The sequence below is a fragment of the Prauserella sp. PE36 genome, assembly GCF_003311655.1.
Taxonomy (GTDB): domain Bacteria; phylum Actinomycetota; class Actinomycetes; order Mycobacteriales; family Pseudonocardiaceae; genus Prauserella_A; species Prauserella_A endophytica.
Genome location: NZ_QEQT01000063.1, coordinates 155,233 through 178,342 on the forward strand (window position 1 = coordinate 155,233; position 23,110 = coordinate 178,342).

Genomic DNA, 23,110 nt, shown 5'->3' on the forward strand with positions numbered 1-23,110 from the left:
TGTGTTCGTAAGCTACCGACCAGATCGCGCGTGGCCGCGACTGGGTTGACCCGCAGCCCAGGTGGGTGCGCGTGAGCAAGGTCGTCTTCCCTAGGGTTCAACGGTGTCCTCTCACCGCTGGACGATCGCCGGCCTCGGACTCCTCTCAGCGCTGACCGCTGTGCTCTTCGTGCTGGCACCGGTCAACCAGGACGTGACGACCTACGAATGGCCGTCGGCGCAGGAGACCGAGAGCACCGCGCTGCCGCTCTTCCCGTACGAGCCGGAGCGGCTCGACGTGACGTTCACCTGCGCCGACACGGTCGCGCTCGGTGATGGGCTGGTGCTTTCCACGACGCCGCCCGACGGCGTGGCGGGCGAGCGGCCCAGTCCGGCCGGGTTGGCGGTGCGGGCGGAGGGCGGCTCCGTCGTGGTGAGCCTCGGTGACGAGGAATTGGCGCGACAGTCGCGGGGCGCCGACTGCGAGTGGGCACTGCACTCCGGCGCGGACGGCACGCGCGTGGTGGTGGACGGCACCGAGGTGGGCCGTAGCCAGCAGACCGCGGCGGTGAACGGGCTGTTCACGGACCTGAGCGGCCGGACGGACCTGCGGGCCACCGTGTTGCCCGACACGCGGTACCAGACGGACGCGAGCGCGTGGAAGATCATCGCCGGGGCGCTCTCGGTCGCGAGCCTCGTGGCGATGCTCGTGCTGCTCCACCGCTGGGAGGCACCAAGGACACGCCGGGTACGGGTGCTGCCGAGGCGCTGGTGGCGGCCGACGCTCGCGGACGGAGCCGTCGCGGCCACGCTGCTGGTCTGGGCGTTCATCGGCGCGCTGACCGTCGACGACGGCTACATCGTCACGATGCTCAAGGCCGAGGCCGACACGGGCTACGTCGGCAACTACTTCCGCTGGTTCAACGCGCCGGAGGCGCCGTTCGGCTGGTTCTACGAGCTGTACCGGCCGCTGGCCGAGCTCACCGCGAGCGGGTGGTTCCTGCGGCTGCCCTCGGTGCTGCTCGGCTTCGCCTCGTGGCTGCTGATCGACCGGGTGCTGCTGCGCCGGTTCACCTCCGGGCTCAGGGCGGGTCCGACGAATCCTCTTCCTGCTGCCCGGAGCCGGCGCGGCCCTGCGCGGCTGCTGCGCTGGGCGAGCGCCGCGCTCTTCCTCCTCTGGTACCTGCCCTACAACGTCGGCGTGCGGCCCGAGCCGTGGATCGTGCTGGGCTCGCTGGTGGTGTTCGCACTGGTGGAGCGGGCGATCGCGACACGTGCGTTCACGCCGCTCGCGCTGGGCGTCATCGTCGCGGGCGCGACCGTGGCCGTGACTCCCACCGGGGTGGCGGCGTTCATGCCGTTCCTGGCGGCCCTGCCCGTGATCGTGCGGCTCGTGCGCGGGCACTGGGGGCTGGTGGTCACCGTGCTGCTTGGCACGGGCGCGAGCGCGCTGCTGCTGATGTTCTACGACCAGTCGCTCTCGGCCGTGCTGCACGCCACCGAGGTGCGCACGGAGATCGGACCGAGCTACGGCGTCACCGACGAGCTCACGCGCTACGAGACGCTGTTCGACAGCACGCAGGTGGAGGGCGCGCTCAACCGCCGGATGCCGATGCTGCTGATGCTCGCCTCGATGCTGCTGCTCGCGGTGCTGCTGGCGTTCCGGCGTGTCCCCGGCCTCGCGGCGGCCCCCACCCGGCGGCTGCTCGCAGGCAGCGCGCTGTACCTGGTGGCACTGGCGTTCACGCCGACGAAGTGGACGCACCACTTCGGCGCGCTGGCTGGGCTGGGCACGCTCGTGATCGCGGTGACCGTCTACACCATCACGCGTGGTGCGCTGCGGCGTTCGTGGGAGAAGTCGCTGGTCATGGCGGTGCTCACGGGTGCGGTGGTGCTGGCACTGTCCGCGCCGTCGCGCTGGTGGTACGTGTCGAGCCTCAACGTCAAGTGGGCGATGGTCGAGCCAGGTTTTCGCAACATCGACGCGGCCGACGCGGTGCTGGTACTCGGGCTCGTGCTCGCGGTGGCCGGCATGTTCGGCGCATGGCGGTGGCTGCGCCAGCCCGGCTGGCTCGTGGTGGTCGTGGCGATGGGCACGGTCGTCGTCGAGGTGGCGACGATGGCGTACGCGATGGTGCCGCGCTGGGACACCTACACGATCGGCCGGTCGAACCTCGCGTCGTTGTCCGGCGGCAGCTGCGGGGTCGAGGACTGGCTGCGGGTGGAGCCCGACCTCAGGGCCGGCCTGCTGCCGAGCGGCGGGGCTCCCGCGCGGACCGACGGCTTCGTCGTGAACGGGGGCTTCCCCGCCCACGTGGCGCCCGTGGCGCCGTACGGCACCGCCGAGGCGCCCGTGTGGGGCAGCGGCGGGGCGGCCGGAAGCGTCACGACGGACTGGTACCGGCTGCCGGACGGCGCCGGCGCGGCGGACATGCCGCCGCTGGTGGTGCCGATCGGCGGCCAGGGCGCGGTGTCGGCGAAGGTCGAGTTCGCCGACGAGAACGGCACCGTGCTGCGCGAACACGGCCTCGGCCTCGACAAGAACGGCGGCTGGCGGGACGCGCGGCTCGAACCCGGCGACGCCGCGCAGGTGCGGGTGGTCGCGACCGACCGAGCCGACGGCGAGGGCTGGATCGCGGTCGGTGCGCCGAGGCTGCCGAAGGTGGTGCCAGTGGCCGAGGTGGTTCCCGTGTCGGAGCCGGTGATCCTGGACTGGGTGGACGCCTTCGTGCTGCCGTGCCGCGTGCCGTCGTCGGTGGCGGACGGGCTCTCCGAACCGGTGCGGTACCGGTTCGCGTCGGGGCCGAGCATCCGCTGGCTCTCCGGGGTGTCACTGTCGGCCGGCGCGGGCGGGCCGCACGCGCCGCTGCTGCAGCTGGCGAGGCAGACCCCGCTGCCGACCTACCTGAGCGGCGACAAACTCTTCGAACCGGTGAGCATCTTCCGCCTGGACTACGCGTTGCCGATGCGCGGGGTCACCCAGACGCAGTGAAGGCCACCATCACTGCGTTGAACGCAGGCATGGTGGCCTTCACTGCGGTTGGCGAGTAGCTCAGAGGTAGTACGAGAAGACCAGGGTGACGACCCAGGAGGCGCCGAGGACCTGGAGGACGCGGTCGCGCAGGGCGATCTCCTCCGGCTCCCCCGCGTTGCCGCCGTCGACGTCCACCGCGTAGCGCAGCACGGCGATCACGAACGGCACCATGGAGATGACGCTCCACACCGAGCCGTCCATGCGCTGCTCCTGCTCGAACGCCCACAGCGAGTACGACATGATCAGGATCGCCGCGGACGTCGCCCACACGAAACGCAGGTAGCTCGCCGAGTACTTCTTCAGCGACGAGCGGATCTTCGCGCCCGTGCGCTCGAACAGCATGATCTCGGCGTACCGCTTGCCCGCGACCATGAACAGCGAGCCGAACGCCGTGACCAGCAGGAACCACTGCGACAGCGAAATGCCGGTGGCGACACCGCCCGCGATGAGGCGCATCAGGAAGCCGGAGCCGACGATCGCCAGGTCCACCACCGGCTGGTGCTTCAGGCCGAAGCAGTAGCCGAGCTGGATGGCCTCGTAGATCACCAGCACGATCAGCAGCCGCCAGTCGGCGATGAGACTGATTCCGCAGCCCGCCGCGAAGAACCCGACCGCGGAGACGTAGGCCACCGGAATCGGCACGATCCCGGCCGCGATGGGCCGGTTGCGCTTGGTCGGGTGGGCGCGGTCGGCCTCGACGTCGACCGCGTCGTTGATGAGGTAGACCGAGGACGCCACGAGCGAGAACGCCACGAAGGCGATCAGCGCCTCGAACAGCACGCTGAGGTTGGCGATCTCCCCCGCCGTGAAGGGCGCGGCCAGAACGAGAACGTTCTTGACCCACTGCCGGGGGCGCGCGGTCTTGACCACGCCGAAGACGGTCCCGACGGGACCCTTCTTGCCTGCGGGGGCTTCGGTGCTCACTTCGGCACGCTCGGTCGTCTCACTCATCGTGGTTTCCGCTTCCGTGAGTTCAGCTTGCGGCGCAGGATGCCACCGACAGCGCCACCAAGGGCCGCGCCGGCGAGCACATCGGTCGGATAGTGCACACCGAGCACGAGCCGCGAGGCCAGCATCGGTGGCACGAGTGCGGGCACGAGGTTACGCCCCGTCAACCCGGAGTAGAGCACCGCCGCCGCCGTCGTGGACGTCGCGTGCGACGAGGGGAAGCTCAGTTTGCTCGGCGTCCCCACCCCGATCTCGACGCTCGGGTGGTCTGGACGCTTCCTGCGAACGACCCGCTTGACCGCGATCGAGGCGGCGTGTGCGCCGACGACGCCCGCCGAGGCGGCGAGCCAGTCCTTGCGCCGCGGCTTGTCCACGGCGGCGCCGAGCAGGCCCAGCGCGAACCAGCCCGCGCTGTGCTCCCCGAAGTGGGAGAGGCCGCGCGCGGCCTTCACGGTCGCAGGGCGGGCGATGGCCTTCTGCACGCCCGCCAGCACCGCGATCTCACCCGTCGCGGGCGGGACCTCGACCGGCTTGCCCTTCGCCGGATCCTTCTCAAGCATCGATCGCCCCGTCCAGTGGTGCGCCGTCGGTCAGGTGAGGTGCGATCTTGTTGTCGAACATCGACAGCGCCGAACCGATCGCCATGTGCATGTCGAGGTACTTGTACGTGCCGAGCCTGCCGCCGAACAGCACGTTGCGCTCCTTGGCCTCGGCGGCGGCGAGCTCGCGGTAGCGCTCCAGCTTCTCGCGGTCCTCGGAGGTGTTGATCGGGTAGTACGGCTCGTCGTCGTCGTTCGCGAACCGCGAGTACTCCCGCACGATGACGGTCTTGTCGGCCGGGTAGTCCCGCTCGGGGTGGAAGTGCCGGAACTCGTGGATCCGGGTGTAGGGCACGTCCTCGTCGTTGTAGTTCATCACCGAGGTGCCCTGGAAGTCACCGGTCGGCACGACCTCCTGCTCGAAGTCGAGCGTCCGCCAGCCGAGGCGGCCCTCGGAGTAGCCGAAGTAGCGGTCGAGCGGGCCGGTGTAGATGGTCGGCGTGCCCGCGGGAATGTGGTCCCGCACCTCGAAGTAGTCGACGTTGAGGCGGACTTCGATCTTCGGGTGGTCGGCCATGCGCTCCAGCCACGCTGTGTAGCCGTCGACCGGAAGGCCCTCGTAGGTGTCGTTGAAGTACCGGTTGTTGAAGTTGTAGCGGACCGGCAGCCGCGTGATGTTGCCCGCGGGCAACTCCTTCGGGTCGGTCTGCCACTGCTTCGCGGTGTAGCCGCGGAAGAACGCCTCGTACAGGGGACGGCCGATCAGCGAGATGGCCTTCTCCTCGAAGTTCTGCGCGTCCTTGGTCTCGATCTCGCTGGCCTGCTGCGCGATGAGCGCGCGGGCCTCGTCCGGCGAGTGGGACTTGCCGAAGAACTGGTTGATCAGCCCGAGGTTCATCGGCAAGGGGTAGACCTGCCCCTGGTACTTGCCGAACACCCGGTGCTGGTAGCCGGTGAAGTCGGTGAACTGGTTGACGTAGTCCCACACGCGCTTGTTGGAGGTGTGGAACAGGTGCGCGCCGTAGCTGTGCACCTCGATGCCGGTCTCGGGCTCGGGCTCGGAGTAGGCGTTGCCTCCGATGTGGTGCCTGCGCTCGAGCACGAGGACGCGCTTGTCGAGCTGGCTGGCGGCCCGTTCCGCGACGGTCAGGCCGAAGAACCCGGAGCCGACCACGATCAGGTCGTATCCGGCGAACTCGCCCTCGGTGATCTCTGCGGGGTTCGTGTGCGCGCTCACGGGCGAAAAGGCTACCGGCGCGCTGTGGCCCTCGTGCGGCGAGGCTCCTTCGGCCCTTGCGGACCTGCCCCGAGTCCGCGCCTGCCTGCCGCACGAGGGCCTGCGCATCCCGGCACCCCCGGGTTGCCCATCCCGCGCCATGCGACAGGACCGACGTAGCCGGTCCATGATCGGTTCCCAGCCGAACGAGACTCACCCGTTCGGGCTAACGCCCTTGCAACCCGGGGAGCAGCTCGTCGACGACCTCTTCCAGGACGGTCTCCCTGCCCTGGTACGGGCTGCCGCTGCGCGGCCAGTGGATGACGATGTCGGTGAAGCCCAGTTCCTTCGCGCGGCCTGCCGCGTCGGCGAAGGCGTCCTTGCTCGACAGCGAGAACACCGGAGCCGAGTCGAGGCTCAGGTAGCGGTCGACCTGGGAGCCGTCGCGCCCGTGCAGCTGAAGGGCCTCCTCGAACCGGGCCTTGAGCTCGCCGACGCCGCGCCACCACTCGTCCTGGTTGTCGGCGCCCTTGCCGGTGGTTACCCAGCCGTCACCGATCCGGGCGGCGAGCTCCATCGTGCGGGGCCCGTTCGCGGCGACGAGGAACGGCGGGCGGGGCCGCTGGACCGGCCCGGGCAGGTTGCGGGCGCCCTTCGCCGCGTAGAAGTGGCCCTCGTGTTCGTAGTTGTCGGTGCGCAGCAGCCCGTCGAGCGCCTCGGTGAACTCGATGAACCGGTCGGCCCGCTGCCGGGCGGTCAGCTCCTGCTCGCCCAGCACCACCGTGTCGTAGCCGAGGCCGCCTGCGCCGATGCCGAGCAGGAACCGGCCGTCGGAGAGATCGTCGAGGGTGATCAGCTCACGCATGAACGGCACAGGGTGGCGGAAGTTCGGCGAGGCCACGAACGTGCCCAGCCGGATACGGGACGTGACCATTGCGGCGGCGCTGAGTGTGGGCACGGCGCCGAACCAGGGGCCGTCCACGAGGTTTCTCCAGCCGAGATGGTCGTAGGTCCAGGCGTGGTCGAAGCCGTACTCCTCGGCCGCCCGCCACTTGGGCTCAGCGGCCCACCACCGGTCCTCGGGAAGAATCACAATGCCAACGCGCACGGCCGCACACGCTAGCGGTGGGGTACGACACGCGGGTGCATGGGCATCGCTCTGGGAAACTGGAGGTGTGGAGAGACCCCGGTTGATCGCTTCCGACGTCGACGGAACCCTGCTCTCGAACGCCACCCACCTCAGCGACCGCACGGTCGACGTGGTCGGCAGGGCGGTCGACGACGGGGTGCCGGTCGTGCTCGTCAGCGGGCGCCCGCCGAGGTGGATTCCGCAGGTGGCCGAGCAGGCCGGGCTCACCGGCTACGCGGTGTGCGCGAACGGCGCGATCCTCTACGACATCGGCTCCGACCGGGTGCTCGACGTGCACGGGCTGCTCGACCCGGTGCTGCTGAACGACGTCGCCGATGCCCTCGACCGAGCGATCCCAGGCTGCCGGCTCGCCGCCGAGCGCATCGGCACGCACGCGATCGACCGCGACATGAAGAACTTCGTGATCGAGACCGAGTACCACAACCCGTGGGGTGACGGCGAGGGCACGGTGGTGCCCAGGGCCGAGGTGCTCGGGCACGCGGCGGTGAAACTTCTGGTCAGCCACTCGAAGATGACCTCGGACGCGATGGCCGAGGCCGCCAGGTCCGTGCTCGACGGCACCGTCGACGTCACGTTCTCCTCCGCCGGCGGGCTGATCGAGCTGGCCGCGCACGGGATCACCAAGGCCACCGGGCTCGCGGAGGTCGCGCAGCGGCTGCGCGCCGACGCCGACGGCACCATCGCGTTCGGTGACATGCCCAACGACATCGAGATGCTGCGCTGGGCGGGCCACGGCGTCGCGATGGCCAACGCCCACCCCGTGGTGCTGGAGGCCGCCGACGAGGTCACCGCACCGCACTCCGAGGACGGCGTGGCGCAGGTCCTCGAACGCTGGTTCTAGCCGCACCTCACGTAGTCGAAGCGCGGGTCGGCGTCGAGCAGGGGGATCAGCGCGGGGGCCTGCGCGCTGCGGACGTAGAGCGAGACCCACTTCCGCTGCCCTTCCCTGCGGAAGGTCGCCACCTCGTAGAGCCCCGCGTAGGCCGGGTTGATGCCGCAGTGCTGCCGCTCGGTGTAGCCCTCCGCGGTGTCGACGGCCACCGAGGGCATCCGGACGTTCACCACATAGTCGTAGTCGCTGGCGACCTGCCCGCCGATGCCCGCCGCCTGTATGCGCTCGCCCTGGCGCGCGATGTGCTCGTCGGTGAGCCCCAGCACGTCCACCACCACGAGCTGGGGTCCGGCGCGATAGGACAGCGCGCCGTTGGCGTAGGTGCTGACGACGGTGCCCGGCGGAAGCCGCTCGCCGAGCCAGGTGCCGGTCTCGGCGAGCTGCCGGATCGAGGCACGCCAGTCGTGCATGCCGGCCACCATCCCCGGATGCGTGGTGCTGACCACGAGCGAGAGCCCGCACACCGCGACGGCCACGACGGGAACCGTGCGCCGCCCGGCGAGCCGCTCGGCCCTCGGCTGCGGCGACGGCACGGTGGAGGGGCGGGAGACGAGGAACAGGCCGTACGCGGCCGCCGCGAACACGGCCAGCAGCGGCGGCACGGGTGCGAGCAGGCGCCACGAGGGCAGCCGGTCCCCGCCGACCGCGACGGCATAGCCCGCGAACGCCACGGCGACCGCCAGCACCAGCCACGCCAGCGAGCGCGCCCTCGGGAGGCTCCTGCGGCTCAGCAGGAACGCGATCGCGGCGACGGCCAGCAGCAGGAAGACCTGGTAGGCGAGCGCGAACCCGGCGAGGTAGTCCCAGCCACGCCGCAGCATCGAGCCGACGGAACCGCCGGAGGACGCGACGAGCGAGTTGGGCAGCAGGTGCCCGTAGTAGGTGACGCGCCACGCGGTCCACGGCACGAGCAGCACGAGCGCGCCCAGCACGTAGCCGGCGGGCGCCCACTTCGTCGTGCCGCTGCGCAGGGCGACCAGCAGCAGCCACGCCCCGGCGAGAACGGCGAGTACCAGCCCCTCCGGCCGCGTCATCACCGTCAGTGCCACGAGCACACCGGCGACCACGGGACGACCGGCCGCGAGTGCGTGCACCACGCACAGGGTGAGCAGCAGGAACAGCGGCGTCTCCAGCCCGGAGGGCCCGTAGCCGGCGAGCGAGCTGGCGCCCGCGGTCACCACGGCGGCGGCGACACCGAGCGCGGGCAGGCCGCCGCCCCCCTCGCCCTCCGCGAGGCGCACGATGCGGTTGACCAGGAAGTACACCGCGAGGACACAGCCGAGCGCGCACGCGATGCCGAGCGCGGGCGCGGCCGGTTCGACGTCGGCGCCGAACATCGCCCTCGGCAGCGCGATCAGCACCATCCACAGGAAGTTGGAGTAGCCCTCGACGCGCTCACCGGGGTTGAACACCGGGCCGTAGCCGTCGGCGACGTTGCGCGCGTAGCGGAAGGTCAGGTAGGCGTCCTCGGCGATCGTGGCGAACAGCAGCTGGTGCGCGAGCGCGAACGCGAGGGCGAGCAGGAGCGCGGCGGCGCGCCACACCCGGTCGGTGTTGACGCGGCTCCAGCCCGCGACGACGAAGATCCCGAGCGCGAGCCAGAGACCTGCAGCGACGGCGACCACCCGAGCACCCCCAGCCCCAGCCTTTGGACCCTTCGGGCAAAGCTAACCCTGTGCGCACCGCCGGGCACGCCGGGGTGTCAGAGGCCGGTCTCCAGCACCGCGTAGTCGATCTTGCCGCTCGCCAGCACCGGCATCCGGTCGATGGGGCGGACGTCGAACCCGCTGGCGTGCAGGTGCATCAGATCGGCCAGCGCCCTCGACACGTCCCGGCACGTTCCGTTCGCGGCGCCCTCGGCGAAGAGCACGACCTTGTCGTCGGCGGCCACCGCCGCGACCACCTCGATTCCGGCGCCCGTCCCGCGCACGGCCTGCTCGAGGTCGTCGAGGTTGACCCGGTTGCCGAAGACCTTGCCGATCCGCTTGAGCCTGCCGGTGATGAACAGGAACCGGTCCTCGTCGAGGTAGCCGAGGTCGCCCGTGGCCAGCACGCCGCCGTTCTCGTCGCCGTGCGCGAGCTCGGCCTCGGTGCCCGCGTAGCCCATCATCACGTTCGGTCCCCGGTAGACGACCTCGCCGACGATCTTCGGGTGGGTGGTCTCCTCGCCGTCGTCGCGACGGATGCTGAACGAGCCGCCGTTCAGCGCCTGGCCTGCCGAGCCGAGCTTCTCGGCCAGCAGCTCGGGCGGCACCGTCGACATGCGCGGGCTCGCCTCGGTCTGCCCGTACATCACGAAGAACCTGCCCTCAACGGCCCGAACCGCGTCGTGGAAGTGCGTGACCAGCTCGGTGCGCAGCTTGCCGCCCGCCTGGGTCAGGGTGCGCAGGCTCGGGTACGGCGCCGGGTCGAAGTCCATCCGGCGCAGGCGCTCGTAGTGATAGGGCACACCGGCCAGCGAGGTGACCCTGTGCTCGGAGACGGCGTCCCAGAAGGACTTGCGGAAAACGCCGGACGGCTCGATCACCACCGTCGCCCCGCGCACCAGGTGGGAGTTCAACACGGAGAGGCCGAAGCTGTAGTGCAACGGCAGGCTCGTCGGCGCGACGTCGGTGCACTCGATGCCCAGCGTGGCCGCGATCGCCTCGGCGTTGGCGAGCAGCGCGGACCTCGACAGCCGCACGAACTTCGGCTCCCCGGTGGTGCCGCTGGTGGACAGCAGCACGGCCAGGTCGGGGTGCGGGACGACACCGTCGCGAGCGTCGCGCACCCAGTGCCCGTCGCGGGCGGTGTAGCCGCGCGGTGGCGGATCGTCGGGAGCCGAGAGCACCGCGGCCGGGCGGAAGCGGGAGACGTACCGGCCGAGCGCCGCGCCGTCGAGCACGGGGTCGAGCAGCGCGACCGCCCGTCCCGACTCGAAGGCGCCGAGGTAGCGCAGCACGCTGTCGAGGTCGACCGCCGTGCGCGAGAACACCGCTCCCTCCGGCAGCGCTGCGATCTCCTCGCCGACGCGAGCGACCTCGGCGAGGAGCTCGGCACCGGTCAGGGAACGGTCGCCGGCGACATCGACGAGTCGGGCGCCAGCGCCCAGCAGGCTGGTCACAACACCTCCGTGCGCCGCGCCGTGTCGGGGGAGCGCGGTCGGGTGAATCCGGTTTGTCACGGCAACTCTTCCGTTGGCCCATGACCGAGTTGCTGCTTTCATGGCCGGGCGATCACCTTACCCGTCCCCGCACCGGAGAAAGAAGAAGCACCGCATGATCCCGCTCTCCGTGATCGACCTCCGTGAGGCCGAGCCGTTCGTGGCAGAGGTACTCCGATCGGGTCGGATTTCCCGGGGTCCGATGGTGGAGCGGTTCGAGCGGGACTTCGCCGCGGCGACGGGCACCCGGCACGCCGTCGCCGTGCAGAGCGGCTTCGCGGCGCTGGTCGCGACCCTGCGGGCACTCGATCTCCGGCCCGGCGACGAGGTGCTGACGTCACCGTTGACCTCCGTGGCGACGCTCGACGGGATCATCGAGGCCGGGGCCTCCGCGCGCTTCGCGGACATCGCCCGCGACGACTTCGCGCTCGACCCCGACGAGGCAGGTTCCCGGATCACCCGGCGGACGCGGGTGCTGTTGCCCGCGCACCTCTTCGGCCAGCCCGCCGACCTCGGCAAGCACGCGGCACTGGCGGCGGAGGCCGGGCTGCGGCTGATGGAGGACGCCGGGCAGGCCACCGGCAGCCCGGCCGGCTCGTCGGGGCTCGCCTGCTTCTCGGCCACCGAGTGCGGCGTGGTGACCACCGACGACGCCGAGCTGGCCGGGCGCGTTCGGAACGAGGCGCGGCACGCGACGCTCTCGGAGCTGTCCGCGGCGGTGTGTCTCGGCAGGCTGGTGCGGCACGCGACGCTCACCGAGGCCCGGCAGCGCAACGCGGAGCGGCTCACCGACGGCCTGCGCGGCACCCCCGGCCTCGACGTGCCCAAGCGGCTGCCCGGCAGGGAACACACCTGGCAGCGCTACACCGTGCTGATCGGGCCGCACGCGATGCTCTCGCGCGACGAGCTGGCCGAGGCGCTCACCGGGCGCGGCGTGGCCAACGCCGTCTGCCACCCCCGCCTCGTCTTCGACCACGACCGCTACGCGGGACACCCGCTCGTGCCCGCCGTCTCCGCCCGCGACTTCCGCGTCGCGTCGCAGGTCACCGAGGAGGCGCTGGCCCTGCCGGTGCACGCCGAGCTGACCGACACCGACCTGGACACGATCATCGAGGTCGTCAGGGACGAACTCGGCGCGTGATTGGCCGCGTTTCCCGATCCCGTTGCCTGCTGAGGATCGAGCGACGCTTGGGATACTCGGCGTATGCGCTTCGGCATCCTGGGTCCACTCGACGTGCGTGGTCCCGACGATGCCCCGGTCCCGGTCGGCGGGCCGAAGGTCCGTGCCCTGCTTGGCCTGCTGCTGCTCGACCCCGGCCGCGTGGTCGGCACGGAGCGGCTGGTCTACGGCATCTACGGCGAGTCGCCGCCCCCGAACACCGCCAACGCTCTGCAATCGCAGGTCTCCCGCCTGCGGCACGCGCTGCCCGGTCTGGTCGAACGCCACCCCGGCGGTTACCGGCTCGCGGTGGCGCCGGACGACGTGGACGCGGCCAGGTTCGAGCGGCTCGCGCGCGAGGGCGGCGACGCACTCGCCGCGGGTGAGCACGCCGCCGCGGCGAAGCTGCTGCATGAGGCGCTCGCGTTGTGGCGGGGTCCCGTCTTCGCGGACCTGCCCGTTCTCGCGGAGGGGCCCTCGGCGCGCCTGGCCGAGCTGCGGCTGACGGCCGTGGAGGACAGGGTCGAGGCCGAGCTCGGGCTGGGCGATCCCGTGCCGCTGGTGACGGAGCTACGCGGGCTCGTGGCCGACCATCCGCTGCGGGAGCGGCTGCGGGTCTTGCTCGTACACGCCCTGCACGCGGCGGGCAGGCGGGCGGAGGCGCTCGCCGCGTTCGACGACGCGCGCCGTCACCTGGCCGACGAGCTCGGCGTCGACCCCTCGCCGGAGCTGGCACAGGCGCACCTCGCGGTGCTGCGCGCCGAGCGGCCGCCTGTGCCGAGGCGGATCGGAGTGCCGGAGCCGTTCACGAGCTTCGTCGGCCGCACGGCAGAGCTCGACCGGCTCACCGGCCTGTTCAGCACGTCACGGCTGGTCACCCTCACCGGCCCTGGTGGAACCGGCAAGACCCGGCTCGCGATCGAGGCGGCCCGCGCCTACCGGGGCGAGGTCTGCTTCGTCGAGCTGGCTCCGCTCGACGACGGTGACGACCCCGCGCAGGCGGTGCTGGACGCGCTCGGCCTGCGCCAGGCCGCGCTCGCGACGCGCTTGCGCGGCCGGAGCCCGGCCGCCGAGCGGCTGGTCAACGCGCTCGCGGAGCGGGAGCTGCTCCTCGTGCTGGACAACTGCGAGCACCTGGTCGATGCGGCCGCGGCACTCGCCGGTGAGCTGCTCCAGGGCTGCCCGGACCTGCGGATTCTCGCCACGAGCCGCGAGGGGCTCGGCATCACGGGTGAGGCGCTGTGCCCGGTGCCGCAGCTGGGGCTGCCGCCGCCGGAGGCCACAGCGGCCGACGCCCTCGGCTACCCCGCGGTGCGGCTGTTCGCCGAACGGGCGGCGGCGGTCTCCCCCGGTTTCGCCGTCGACGCCGAGCGGGTGGGAGCCGTCGTGCGGATCTGCCGCGCGCTCGACGGGTTGCCGCTGGCGATCGAGCTGGCGGCGGCGCGGGTGCGGTCGCTGCCGGTCGAGGAGGTCGCGGCGCGGCTGGACGACCGGTTCCGGCTGCTGTCGCGGGGAAGCAGGGCGGCGGCACCCCGGCACCGCACGCTTCGCGCGGTGGTGGAGTGGAGCTGGGATCTGCTCGACGACGAGGAACGGGCGTTGGCGCGGCGGCTCACGGTCTTCTCCGGCGGCGCGACGATCGAGGCGGCACGACAGGTGTGCGGCCTCGAACCCGCCGTCGTGCCGGAGGTGCTGAGCAGCCTCACCGAGAAGTCGCTCGTGGAACTCGGCGGCGACGGGCGCTACCGGATGCTGGAGACGATGCGCGCGTTCGGCGCCGAGCGGCTGGCCGAGGCCGGCGAGCGGGACCGCCTGCACCACGCGCACGCGGCCTACTTCCTCGGGCTGGCCGGTGCGGCGGGCAGGCACCTGCTGACGGCGGCCCAGCTGGAGTGGCTGCGCAAGCTGGACGACGAGCACGACGACCTGCACGCCGCTGTGCGCTGGACCACCCACGCCGACACCGCAACGGCATTGCGGCTGCTCGCGGAGCTGCTGCCCTACCTCTGGCTGCGGGGACGGCGCGCCGAGGCGACGGCGCTGGCGGGCGAGCTGCTCGGTGTGCTCGACCCGGGGCCGCCCGCCGGGCTGGCCGAGGAGTACGCGCTGTGTGTGTTCGCCGCCGCCTTCGACGACCCCGGCGCTCCGGGCCTGGCCGAGCACCAGCAGGCGGTCTTCGCCTGCTTCGATCTCATCGGCAAACCGCCGGGTCATCCGTTCCTGCTGGTGCTGTGGGGCGCGGCGAACGGCATCCCGCACCAGGACACCATCGACCATCACCTGCGGCTGAGCATCTTCCGCTCCGCCGACGGCTGGAGCCGGGCGCTCGACCGGTTCGGCTGGGGCATGCTCTGGCTCTACTCGGGAAAGGCCGAGCAGGCCCGGCGTGAGTTCGCGGCGGCGCGGGAGCAGTTCGCCGCTCTCGGCGAGCGCTGGGGCCAGGCGCTCGTGCTCAACGAGCTCGCCAGGCTCACCGGGTGGCAGGGTGAGCACGCGGAAGCGGTGCGGCTGTTCGGCGAGGCGCTGGAGCTGGCCGGTGAGCTCGACGCGCTGGAAGACCGCGGCGAGATGCTGTGCCTGCGGGCGGAAGCCCACCTGCGGTCGGGCTCGCTGGAGTCGGCCGAGGCGGACTTCACCGAGGCGGCGCTGCTCGGGCGCAGGCTCGGCACGCGTGAGATCACGGCGTCGGCGTGGGGCGGGCTCGGTGACGTGACACGGCTCTCCGGCGACCTGGCCAAGGCCGAACGCCTTGCCGAGCAGGCGCTGGCGGAGTGCCCGAGCGGCCTGTTCGGCTACGACGAGGTGCGGGCGCACGTGGCCGTGACGCTGGGCCGGATCGCCGAGGTGAAGGGCGACGGCGAGGGGGCGCGCAGCCGCTACCGCGAGGCCGCGCTCTCCGGACTCGGCCGTGCCGACCTGCTGGTGACGGCGCTGGCGATCGAGGGGCTCGCGGGTGTCGCGCTGCTGGAGGGCGAAGCCGGAACGGCGGCCCGGCTGCTGGGCGCGGGAGCGGCCGTGCGGGGCACGGCGATGGCGGGCGATCCCGACGTGGCGCGGGTGGCGGCGGGTGCGAGCGCGGTGCTCGGGGAGGCCGCCTACGCGGCCGCGTACGCCGAGGGCGAGGCGCTGACCAAGGACGACGCACTGAGGCTCGCGGGGCTGACCGGGCCCGCACCGCCCGCTCGCTGACCCGGTCCGGGTGAGCGAGGGAGCTTTACTCCCGTAAAACGAGAGCAAAGCTCCCTTGCTGACTGTCAGCGTTCGGTGCGGAAACGGTCAGCGCGGGCCCGCACGCTGGCGGCATGAACGAGATCTCCGCTAAAGCGGGCGCCCGCGAGTGGCTTGGCCTCGCGGTGCTGCTGCTACCGAGCCTGCTGGTGTCGATGGATCTGTCGGTGCTGTTCTTCGCGCTGCCCTTCCTGTCCGCCGACCTGGAACCGACCAGCGCGCAACAGCTGTGGATCGTCGACATCTACGGCTTCCTGCTCGCCGGGCTGCTCATCACCATGGGTTCGCTCGGCGACCGGATCGGCCGCCGCAGACTGCTGCTGATCGGCGCGCTCGCGTTCGGTTCGGCGTCGATCCTGTCGGCCTACGCGCCCAACCCCGAGCTGCTGATCGCCGCCCGCGCGCTGCTCGGCATCGCGGGAGCGACGCTGGCGCCGTCTACCCTGTCCCTGATCCGCAACATGTTCCACGACGCCAAGCAGCGGACGCTGGCGATCTCGCTGTGGACGGCCGGTTTCGCGGGCGGCGGGGTGCTCGGCCCGATCCTGGGCGGCTTCCTGCTCGAGCACTTCTGGTGGGGCTCGGTGTTCCTCATCAACGTGCCCGCGATGGTGCTGTTGCTGGTGCTCGGTCCGATCCTGCTGCCCGAGTACCGGGACCACCAGCCCGGCAGGTTCGACCTGCTGAGCGCGGTGCTCTCGCTCGCGACCGTGCTCCCGGTGGTCAACGGCGTCAAGCGCATCGCCGAGCACGGCGCGGACTGGGTCGCCGCTGTGTCCATTGTGGCCGGTCTGCTCGTCGGCGTGCTCTTTGTGCTGCGGCAGCGGCGGATCGAGCATCCGATGATCGACGTGAGCCTGTTCCGCCGCAAGGAGTTCGGCGCGGCGATCGTCACCGCGCTCTTCGCGATCTTCTCCGTGATGGGGCTCAGCATGGTGGCGGCGCAGTACCTCCAGATCGTGCTCGGCATGCAGCCGATGGAGGCCGCGCTGTGGACCGCGCCGAGCTTCGCGGGCATGATCATCGGCACCACGCTCGCCGCCGTGCTGGTGCGCTTCGTCCGGCCGGGCGTGATCATCCCGGTGGGCCTGCTGGTGGCCGCGTGCGGGTTCGCGCTCGTGACCCAGGCTGGCGTGGATTCGGGGCTCGCGACGATCGTGCTCGGGGCCGGGCTCATCGCGGCCGGTGTGGGCTCCGTGGCCGCGCTGGCGACCGACCTCGTCGTGGCGAGCGCCCCGCCGCAGCGGGCGGGTAGCGCGTCGGCGATATCGGAGACGGGCACCGAGTTCGGCGGTGCGCTCGGACTCGCGGTGCTCGGCAGCGTCGGCGTGGCGGCCTACCGTGCGGAGTTCGCCGACACCGCGCCGGAGGGCCTGCCTCTGGAGGTCGCCGACGCGGCGCAGGACACCCTCGGCGGCGCGGTCGCCGTCGCGGGGCAGTTGCCGGGCGAGGAGGGCGCGCGGCTGGTGGACACCGCGCACCACGCGTTCGTGTCGGGCATGCACACCACGTCGATCATCGGCGCCCTCATCCTCGGCGGGGTCGCGCTGTTCGCGGCCGTGCTGCTGCGCCACGTCCCCCCGACCACGACCAAGGAGGAACCGGCGGACGACCACGTGGCCGCCTGAGACCGCAGTGAAGGCCACCTTCACTGCGTTGAACGCAGGCATGGTGGCCTTCACTGCGGTCGGATCAGCACCCTCAGGCCGCCGGGAGGTTGCCGGTGACCAGCGGGATCGCCGCACGCACCCGCTCGCACGCCTTCGCGGGGTCGTCGAGGTTGCCGCTGGTCAGCATCACCGACGACGTCTCGGTGAAGCTCAGTGTCGCCTGGCAGTTGACCTCGATGCCGCCGGGACCGGGGAAGACGGTCCACGTCTTGCCGCCCGCCTCGACGGGCTCGCCCTGCCCGTCGGCGTACGGCCACTCCTGCGCGGGCCGATCGCCCGCGTACAGGTCGAGCGCCTTGACACCCCGCTCGCCGTCGGTGTCCTGCCACTGGCAGCCCGGCGGGATGCCGTCCTGCTCAGAGCCGTCCAGCGGATCGGCGGCCCCGCTGAAGCCCAGCTGCTCGGCCTGCTCGGGCTTGAGCAGCGTGCACGCGTCCACCGAGGCGAGCGGGCTCGGCTCCGGCTCCGGCTCCGGTGTCGGCTCAGGTGCGGGCTCTCCGCCGGGCAGGTGCGCCGAAACGTAGGGCGCCGCCGCATCGGCAACCACGCACGCCTTGGACTCGTCGCTGAAGTCACTGGTGCTGAGCACCACGAAGGAGGTCTCGGAGAGCTCGGTGGCGAGCAGGCACACCGAGCCGCCGGTGAGCGGATCAGGGTAGTGGCCCCACTCCAGCCCGCCGATCTCCAGCGTGCGCTGCGGCTCGACGCCGTCCACGTAGTCGACCAGCGGGACCGCCGTCTCGAACCCGGCCGTCAGCGAGTCCAGATCGGACATCGGGTCGGCCTGTGCCCACGTGCACGACGGCGGCAGCAGCTGCGAGGGCTCGCCGGGGGTGAACTCACCCTCCTCCACCAGGCCCAGCGCGGTCGACTCCTCCGGCGTCAGCAGCGAGCACGGCTCCCCGGCCGCCGCCTTGTCCTCGCTCGTCGGCGGGTTCGCCAGTGGCTGCGCCGTCCCGCCGACCGTCGTGGCACACGAGCTGAGCAGGACCCCCGCCGCCAGCAGGACCAGGGCCTTCGCACGCAAGATCGGTTCCCCCCGTTCGACCGCGGCTTTGTTGCCGCCCGATTAACGCGTGTCAGCGTAATCAAGCCGTTCGCGGCACGCGGGTTACATCGCGTTTCCCGCCGGTGAAGCTTCGCCACAGGCACCCTTCGCGCCCGCGCGCGGAACCTACCTTGGGTCGCGTGATCGAGGAATCCGACGTGGCCCTGCTGCCGGAAGCGGCGGGGATCGGGCTGGTGGCCCCGTTCGACTTCGCGCTGGACCGGGAGCTGTGGCGCTGGCTTCCCGACCACGTCGGCCTGCACACCACCCGCCTGCCGTACCTGCCGGAGCCGGTGACCGTGCAGCTGGCCTCCGCGCTCGGCAACCCGCACGGCGTGCGCAGGGCGACCCGCGACGTGCTGGCGCCCGAGCCCAAGGCGGTGGCCTACGCGTGCACCTCGGGCAGCTTCGTCGACGGGGCCGCGGGCGAGGCCTCGCTCGTCGCCGCCATGCTCGACGCGGGAGCACCGGCGGCCGTCACCACCTCCGGCGCGCTCGTCGCGGCGCTGGAGGAGCTGCGCGTGCGCAAGGTCGCCGTGATCACGCCCTATGTGGACGATGTGACCGGCCGGCTGCTCGACTACCTCGGCGAGTTCGGCTACTCGACGTGCGCGAGCTTCGGCCTCGGCCTGCTCGGCGACATCTGGAAGATGTCCTATTCGGACGTTCTGCGGGCTGTGGCCGGAGTGGACCCGACCGGAGCCGACGCACTGTTCGTCAGCTGCACCAACGTGCCGACCTACGACCTGATCGAGCCGTTGGAGCGCCACCTCGGCATCCCGGTGCTGACGGCGAACCAGGTGACCATGTGGGCAGCGCTGCGCGCCGCCGGGGTCACCGGGTCCGCCGCCCCTGGCAGGCTATTCGCCCGCAGGGACGAGGACGTCCCGGCCGCCTAGGAACGGCCGCAGCGCCTCGGGCACCCGCACCGAACCGTCCTCGAGCTGGTGGTTCTCCAGGATGGCCACGATCCACCGCGTGGTGGCGAGCGTGCCGTTGAGCGTCGCGGCGGTCTGCGGGCGGCCGTTCTCGTCGCGGTAGCGCACGCCGAGCCGCCTTGCCTGGAACGTCGTGCAGTTCGACGTGGAGGTCAGCTCACGGTAGGTCTCCTGCGTCGGCACCCACGCCTCGCAGTCGTACTTGCGCGCAGCACTCGTGCCGAGATCGCCCGCCGCGGTGTCGATGACCCGGTAGGGCACCTCGATCTTGGCGAGCATCTCCTCTTCCCACGCGAGCAGGCGCTCGTGCTCGGCCTCGGCCTCCTCGGGGCGGCAGAAGACGAACATCTCGATCTTGTCGAACTGGTGCACGCGGATGATGCCGCGGGTGTCCTTGCCGTACGAGCCGGCCTCACGGCGGAAGCACGTCGACCAGCCCGCGTAGCGGCGCGGCCCCTTGGTGAGGTCGATGATCTCGTCGGAGTGGTAGCCGGCGAGCGGCACCTCCGACGTGCCGACCAGGTAGAGGTCGTCCTCCTCCAGGTGGTAGACCTCCGACGAGTGCGCGCCGAGAAAACCGGTGCCCGCCATGATCTCCGGCCGCACGAGCACGGGCGGGATCATGAGCTGGAAGCCGTTGGCCGTGGCCTGCGCGGCTGCCATGTTGAGCAGCGCGAGCTGCAACTGCGCGCCGAGGCCGGTGAGGAAGTAGAACCGCGCTCCCGACACCTTCGCGCCGCGCTCGGTGTCGATCGCGCCGAGCCGCTCGCCGAGATCGAGGTGGTCGCGCGGGGTGAAGCCGAACTCCCTTGGAGTGCCGACGTGCTTGAGGACCACGTAGTCGTCCTCACCGCCCTCGGGCACGCCCGGCAGCACGATGTTGGGCAGGCGCCGGTGCAGCTCGTCGAACTCGCCGCTCGCGCGCGTCTGCTCGGACTCGGCGGCCTTGACCTTCGCGGCCAGCTCCTTGCCCTTGGCGAGCAGGGCGTCGCGGTCCTCGCCCTTGGCCTTGCCGATCTGCTTGCCGAGCGCCTTCTGCTCGGCTCGGAGCTGGTCGGCGGTGGCGATGGAGGACCTGCGCTCGGCGTCGAGGGAGAGCAGCTTGTCGACGGTGCCCTCGTCTTCACCGCGGGCACGCTGCGAGGCGCGCACCACGTCCGGGTCTTCGCGCAGAGTCCTTGGGTCAATCACGGTGACGAGGGTAGTCGGCAGCCAACTGCAACCGACGGGTTGCACCAAGCTGGACCCTTGTGCAACCATATGGTTGCACCTACAAGGGAGGATCCCCATGAACCCGGACCGCATCGAACGCGACGTCCTGATCGCCGCACCCCCCGAGCGCGTGTGGGCACACCTGACCGACTTCTTCTGGGTCGCCGACGAGGGCAGAGGGGGCGCCGAGCCTCGCACCGGCGAGACCTTCGTCGCCACGAGCAAGGAGTACGGCGACTTCCCCATCCGCATCGAACAGGCCGCCCCGCACCGCTTCCTCTCCTACCGCTGGGCCAGCGCGTTCCCCGGAGCGGAGCCCGCGGAGGGCAACTCGACACTCGTGGAGTTCACGCTCACCGAAGAGCAGGGCGGCACACGGCTGGCCGTCGTCGAGACCGGCTTCGCGTCGCTGCCGGAGGCCAGCCGGCGGCAGGCTTTCGAGGACAACGACGGTGGCTGGGCCGCCCAGCTCGGCGTGCTGCGGGAACGCGCCCAGGGCGGCGTGCCGCTCGACCGGTTCGAGCGCGAGATCGTGATCGCCGCGCCCGTCGAACGCGTATGGGCCGCGCTGACCGCGCCGGAGTTCTGGCTCGGCGAGGCCGACCCAAAGGGCTTCGCGATCAGCGAAGGCGCACGCATCGTCGGCGAGCACGAAGGACTCGGCACGCTGCCGCACCACATCCTGCGCGTGGACCCGCCACGTCACCTTTCCTACCGGTGGGCCAACCGGTTCCCCTCGACCGAGCCCGACCAGAACAACTCGACACTCGTGGAGTTCACGCTCGTCCCCGAGGGCAACGGGACGCGGCTGCGGATGGTCGAGAGCGGGTTCGCCACACTTGCCCTGCCAGAGAACGAGCTGCTGACCGCCGCCGAGGCCAACGGAGGAGGGTGGGACACGGTGCTGGGCGAGCTGAAGGACTCCGTCGAGGAATGAGTGGTGTCGACGCGGTGCTCGGCGCGCTCGCAGACCCCACGCGGCGCGCGCTGCTGGACGCGCTCGCCGCGCGCGGGCAGGCCAGCGCGTCGGCGCTCGCGGCCGACCTGCCCGTCTCCCGGCAGGCGATCGTCAAGCACCTGACGATCCTGGAGGAGGCGGAGCTCGTGTCTTCGGCGCGGGCCGGCCGTGAGGTGCGCTACACGCTGCGTTCGCAGGCCCTCGACGCCACGGCGCGCTGGATGGCCTGGCTGGCAGGCGAATGGGACCGCAGGCTCAACGCCATCAAGCGGGCCGCCGAAGCCGAGGACCAGCCACGCCGACCGCAGTGAAGGCCACCTTCACTGCGCTGGTCGAACACAGCGGCGCGCACCGCCTCCGTTTGGGCCGTGGCGAGAGACGAGCGCGCGCAGGCAAGGCCACCTTCACTGCGCTCAACGCAGGCAAGGTGGCCCTCACTGCGCTCAGCGAACACAACGACGCGCACCGCCTCCGCCCAGGCCGTGGCGAGAGACGAGCGCGCGCAGGCAAGGCCACCTTCACTGCACCCAACGCAGGCAAGGTGGCCCTCACTGCGCTCAACGCAGGCATGGTGGCCTTCACTGCGGTCGGTGAGGGCTGGCTAGCGGGCTCGCACCAGGTTGATCACCGCGGCCGAGAGCTGGTCGGCGCCGTCCTCCTGGAGGAAGTGGCCCGCGTCCGTGATGGTCGGGTGCTCCCGGCCCTCGGCTCCCGGCATCCGCCTCTCCAGGATCGGGCGCATGCCCGCGGTGATCGGGTCGCCGTCGGAGAAGGCGCACACGAACGGCAGGTCGAGCTTTGTCAGGGTCTCCCACGCGGCCCGGTTGGCCTCGGTCGCGGGGTCGTCGGGGCTGGTCGGGACGAGCCCCGGCATGGCCCTCGGTCCCGCCTTGTACATCTCGTTGGGGAACGGGGCGTCGTAGGCGTCGCGCTCGGCGTCGGTGAGCTTCGTCCTGCACCCGGACTGCACGAACCGGGCGATGTCGAGCACCTGCGCCTTCTGCACCGCGTCGTGGAACGCCCACCACACGGCGGGCATGTCGTGGTCACCGGTGGGCAGCCCGGTGTTTGCGGCCACGACGCCCGCGAAGCGGCCGGGGTTCTCCGCCACGAGCCGCAGCCCGATCAGCCCACCCCAGTCCTGGCCGACGAGCGTCACGTCCCGCAGGTCGAGCGCGTCGAAGGCGAACGCCCGCATCCACTCGACGTGGTTGGCGTAGGTGTGGTCGGTGAGGTCGGCGGGCTTGTCTGAGCGGCCGAAGCCCACCAGGTCCGGCGCGATCGCCCGCAGTCCCGCGTCCGCCAGCAGGGGCAGCATCTTCCGGTACAGGAACGACCAGCTGGGTTCCCCGTGCAGGAGCAGCACGACGGGCCCATCGGGCGGTCCGGCCTCGACGTAGCCGACGCGGACGATCCCGTGCACCGGGTTGTCCACGTCGGCGTACAAGGCCGGGTAGTCGAAGTCGGGCAGGTCGGCGAATCGGTCTTCGGGCGTTCGCAGTAACCGCACGACGTCAACCGTAGTGGTTACGAGATGGCGACGGCTACCACGAGACCGAGCGCGACGTGGGCGGCCGCGACCACGAAGCTCGCCGGGGCGAACTTGTCGCTCTCCACCGTGGAGCGCACGTCGATACGGGTGACCCACTCCAGCAGGCGCACCGCGACGACCTGGGCGACGATGCCGATCAGGCCGTAGACCAGCGATGTGATCAGCCCCTCAGCGAGGTCGCTCGCCGACGTCCAGATGGCGACCACGATGATGAACGCCATCGACACCAGGCCCGACGCGGTGATGATCACCGCGTTCGGCAGGCCACGCCGCACCAGCTCCGACAGCTTGCCGGGCGTGGTGAAGTCGATCGCGTAGAACCCGAGGAGCATCAGCAGCAGGCCGACGACCGCGTAGAGCGCGATCGCGCCGATGCCCCTGGCCAGGTCGGAACCGAACGTGTCGGACAGCGCTACAAGCACGGAAGGTCTCCCAGATTGACTGA

18 protein-coding genes are annotated in these 23,110 nt (G+C 71.5%); 8 read left to right on the forward strand and 10 right to left on the reverse strand.

All coding sequences use genetic code 11. The features are described from left to right. The first annotated feature begins 103 nt into the window (after positions 1 to 103). Positions 104 to 2,971, forward strand: a complete 2,868-nt coding sequence (locus tag DI005_RS16505) for an arabinosyltransferase domain-containing protein (protein WP_112266134.1) — start codon at positions 104 to 106, stop codon at positions 2,969 to 2,971. A gap of 60 nt (positions 2,972 to 3,031) precedes the next feature. On the opposite strand, the gene DI005_RS16510 is transcribed toward DI005_RS16505, so the two are convergent. The 4 genes from DI005_RS16510 to DI005_RS16525 form a co-directional block, all read right to left on the reverse strand. After that, positions 3,032 to 3,964, reverse strand: coding sequence for a decaprenyl-phosphate phosphoribosyltransferase (locus DI005_RS16510; RefSeq protein ID WP_112266132.1), 933 nt, complete (start codon positions 3,962 to 3,964; stop codon positions 3,032 to 3,034). Further along, a complete protein-coding gene (locus DI005_RS16515) occupies positions 3,961 to 4,521 on the reverse strand; it encodes a phosphatase PAP2 family protein (protein WP_112266130.1) in 561 nt (186 codons plus the stop codon). The genes DI005_RS16510 and DI005_RS16515 overlap by 4 nt, the downstream gene beginning before the upstream one ends. After that, positions 4,514 to 5,737, reverse strand: a complete 1,224-nt coding sequence (gene glf / locus DI005_RS16520; RefSeq protein ID WP_199542859.1) for a UDP-galactopyranose mutase — start codon at positions 5,735 to 5,737, stop codon at positions 4,514 to 4,516. The genes DI005_RS16515 and glf overlap by 8 nt, the downstream gene beginning before the upstream one ends. A gap of 205 nt (positions 5,738 to 5,942) precedes the next feature. After that, a complete protein-coding gene (locus DI005_RS16525; RefSeq protein ID WP_112266126.1) occupies positions 5,943 to 6,824 on the reverse strand; it encodes an LLM class flavin-dependent oxidoreductase in 882 nt (293 codons plus the stop codon). 67 nt (positions 6,825 to 6,891) lie between these two features. Here DI005_RS16525 and DI005_RS16530 point away from each other — a divergent pair, with 67 nt between their 5' ends. Continuing rightward, positions 6,892 to 7,707 carry an HAD family hydrolase gene (locus DI005_RS16530; protein WP_112266124.1) on the forward strand — a complete coding sequence of 272 codons (816 nt, stop codon included), beginning with the start codon at positions 6,892 to 6,894 and terminating at the stop codon, positions 7,705 to 7,707. Here the strand turns inward: DI005_RS16530 and DI005_RS16535 are convergent. Then, positions 7,704 to 9,383 carry a hypothetical protein gene (locus DI005_RS16535; RefSeq protein ID WP_113642722.1) on the reverse strand — a complete coding sequence of 560 codons (1,680 nt, stop codon included), beginning with the start codon at positions 9,381 to 9,383 and terminating at the stop codon, positions 7,704 to 7,706. The genes DI005_RS16530 and DI005_RS16535 overlap by 4 nt on opposite strands. Positions 9,384 to 9,460: 77 nt before the next feature. Then, on the reverse strand, positions 9,461 to 10,861 hold the full coding sequence (locus tag DI005_RS16540) for an AMP-binding protein (RefSeq protein WP_228713588.1): 1,401 nt from the start codon (positions 10,859 to 10,861) through the stop codon (positions 9,461 to 9,463). A gap of 154 nt (positions 10,862 to 11,015) precedes the next feature. Between DI005_RS16540 and DI005_RS16545 the strand changes: the two genes are divergently transcribed. The 3 genes from DI005_RS16545 (at position 11,016) to DI005_RS16555 (ending at position 16,915) form a co-directional block, all read left to right on the forward strand. Further along, positions 11,016 to 12,041, forward strand: a complete 1,026-nt coding sequence (locus tag DI005_RS16545; protein WP_113642723.1) for a DegT/DnrJ/EryC1/StrS aminotransferase family protein — start codon at positions 11,016 to 11,018, stop codon at positions 12,039 to 12,041. Positions 12,042 to 12,104: 63 nt separating this feature from the next. Then, on the forward strand, positions 12,105 to 15,248 hold the full coding sequence (locus tag DI005_RS16550) for a BTAD domain-containing putative transcriptional regulator (protein ID WP_113642724.1): 3,144 nt from the start codon (positions 12,105 to 12,107) through the stop codon (positions 15,246 to 15,248). Positions 15,249 to 15,361: 113 nt separating this feature from the next. Then, the gene (locus DI005_RS16555; protein ID WP_113642725.1) at positions 15,362 to 16,915 is read left to right on the forward strand and encodes an MFS transporter; all 1,554 of its coding nucleotides are present in this window, start codon (positions 15,362 to 15,364) and stop codon (positions 16,913 to 16,915) included. Between the two features lie 73 nt (positions 16,916 to 16,988). On the opposite strand, the gene DI005_RS16560 is transcribed toward DI005_RS16555, so the two are convergent. After that, on the reverse strand, positions 16,989 to 17,984 hold the full coding sequence (locus DI005_RS16560) for a DUF3558 family protein (RefSeq protein WP_233520163.1): 996 nt from the start codon (positions 17,982 to 17,984) through the stop codon (positions 16,989 to 16,991). Between the two features lie 161 nt (positions 17,985 to 18,145). Here DI005_RS16560 and DI005_RS16565 point away from each other — a divergent pair, with 161 nt between their 5' ends. Then, positions 18,146 to 18,904 carry an Asp/Glu/hydantoin racemase gene (locus DI005_RS16565; protein WP_113642727.1) on the forward strand — a complete coding sequence of 253 codons (759 nt, stop codon included), beginning with the start codon at positions 18,146 to 18,148 and terminating at the stop codon, positions 18,902 to 18,904. Here the strand turns inward: DI005_RS16565 and serS are convergent. Further along, on the reverse strand, positions 18,866 to 20,134 hold the full coding sequence (gene serS, locus DI005_RS16570; RefSeq protein WP_113642728.1) for a serine--tRNA ligase: 1,269 nt from the start codon (positions 20,132 to 20,134) through the stop codon (positions 18,866 to 18,868). The two genes, DI005_RS16565 and serS, sit on opposite strands and share 39 nt — an antisense overlap. Before the next feature lie 97 nt (positions 20,135 to 20,231). On the opposite strand from serS, the gene DI005_RS38985 reads away from it, so the two are divergent. Both DI005_RS38985 and DI005_RS16585 read left to right on the forward strand, forming a co-directional pair. Continuing rightward, on the forward strand, positions 20,232 to 21,092 hold the full coding sequence (locus DI005_RS38985) for an SRPBCC domain-containing protein (RefSeq protein WP_233520164.1): 861 nt from the start codon (positions 20,232 to 20,234) through the stop codon (positions 21,090 to 21,092). Next, positions 21,089 to 21,424 carry a helix-turn-helix transcriptional regulator gene (locus tag DI005_RS16585; protein WP_113642729.1) on the forward strand — a complete coding sequence of 112 codons (336 nt, stop codon included), beginning with the start codon at positions 21,089 to 21,091 and terminating at the stop codon, positions 21,422 to 21,424. The genes DI005_RS38985 and DI005_RS16585 overlap by 4 nt, the downstream gene beginning before the upstream one ends. Positions 21,425 to 21,714: 290 nt before the next feature. Here the strand turns inward: DI005_RS16585 and DI005_RS16590 are convergent, their stop codons facing one another. After that, entirely contained in the window at positions 21,715 to 22,623 is a 909-nt protein-coding gene (locus tag DI005_RS16590; RefSeq protein WP_112266106.1) for a haloalkane dehalogenase, read from the reverse strand. A gap of 17 nt (positions 22,624 to 22,640) precedes the next feature. Further along, the gene (locus tag DI005_RS16595; protein WP_112266105.1) at positions 22,641 to 23,087 is read right to left on the reverse strand and encodes a DUF350 domain-containing protein; all 447 of its coding nucleotides are present in this window, start codon (positions 23,085 to 23,087) and stop codon (positions 22,641 to 22,643) included. Positions 23,088 to 23,110 lie beyond the last annotated feature (23 nt).

Coding starts and splice junctions, on each gene's coding strand:
- DI005_RS16510 (WP_112266132.1), bottom strand. CDS start 3,964: ATGAGTGAGACGACCGAGCGTGCCGAAGTGAGCACCGAAGCCCCCGCA.
- DI005_RS16515 (WP_112266130.1), bottom strand. CDS start 4,521: ATGCTTGAGAAGGATCCGGCGAAGGGCAAGCCGGTCGAGGTCCCGCCC.
- DI005_RS16545 (WP_113642723.1), top strand. CDS start 11,016: ATGATCCCGCTCTCCGTGATCGACCTCCGTGAGGCCGAGCCGTTCGTG.
- DI005_RS16550 (WP_113642724.1), top strand. CDS start 12,105: ATGCGCTTCGGCATCCTGGGTCCACTCGACGTGCGTGGTCCCGACGAT.
- DI005_RS16555 (WP_113642725.1), top strand. CDS start 15,362: ATGAACGAGATCTCCGCTAAAGCGGGCGCCCGCGAGTGGCTTGGCCTC.
- DI005_RS38985 (WP_233520164.1), top strand. CDS start 20,232: ATGAACCCGGACCGCATCGAACGCGACGTCCTGATCGCCGCACCCCCC.
- DI005_RS16585 (WP_113642729.1), top strand. CDS start 21,089: ATGAGTGGTGTCGACGCGGTGCTCGGCGCGCTCGCAGACCCCACGCGG.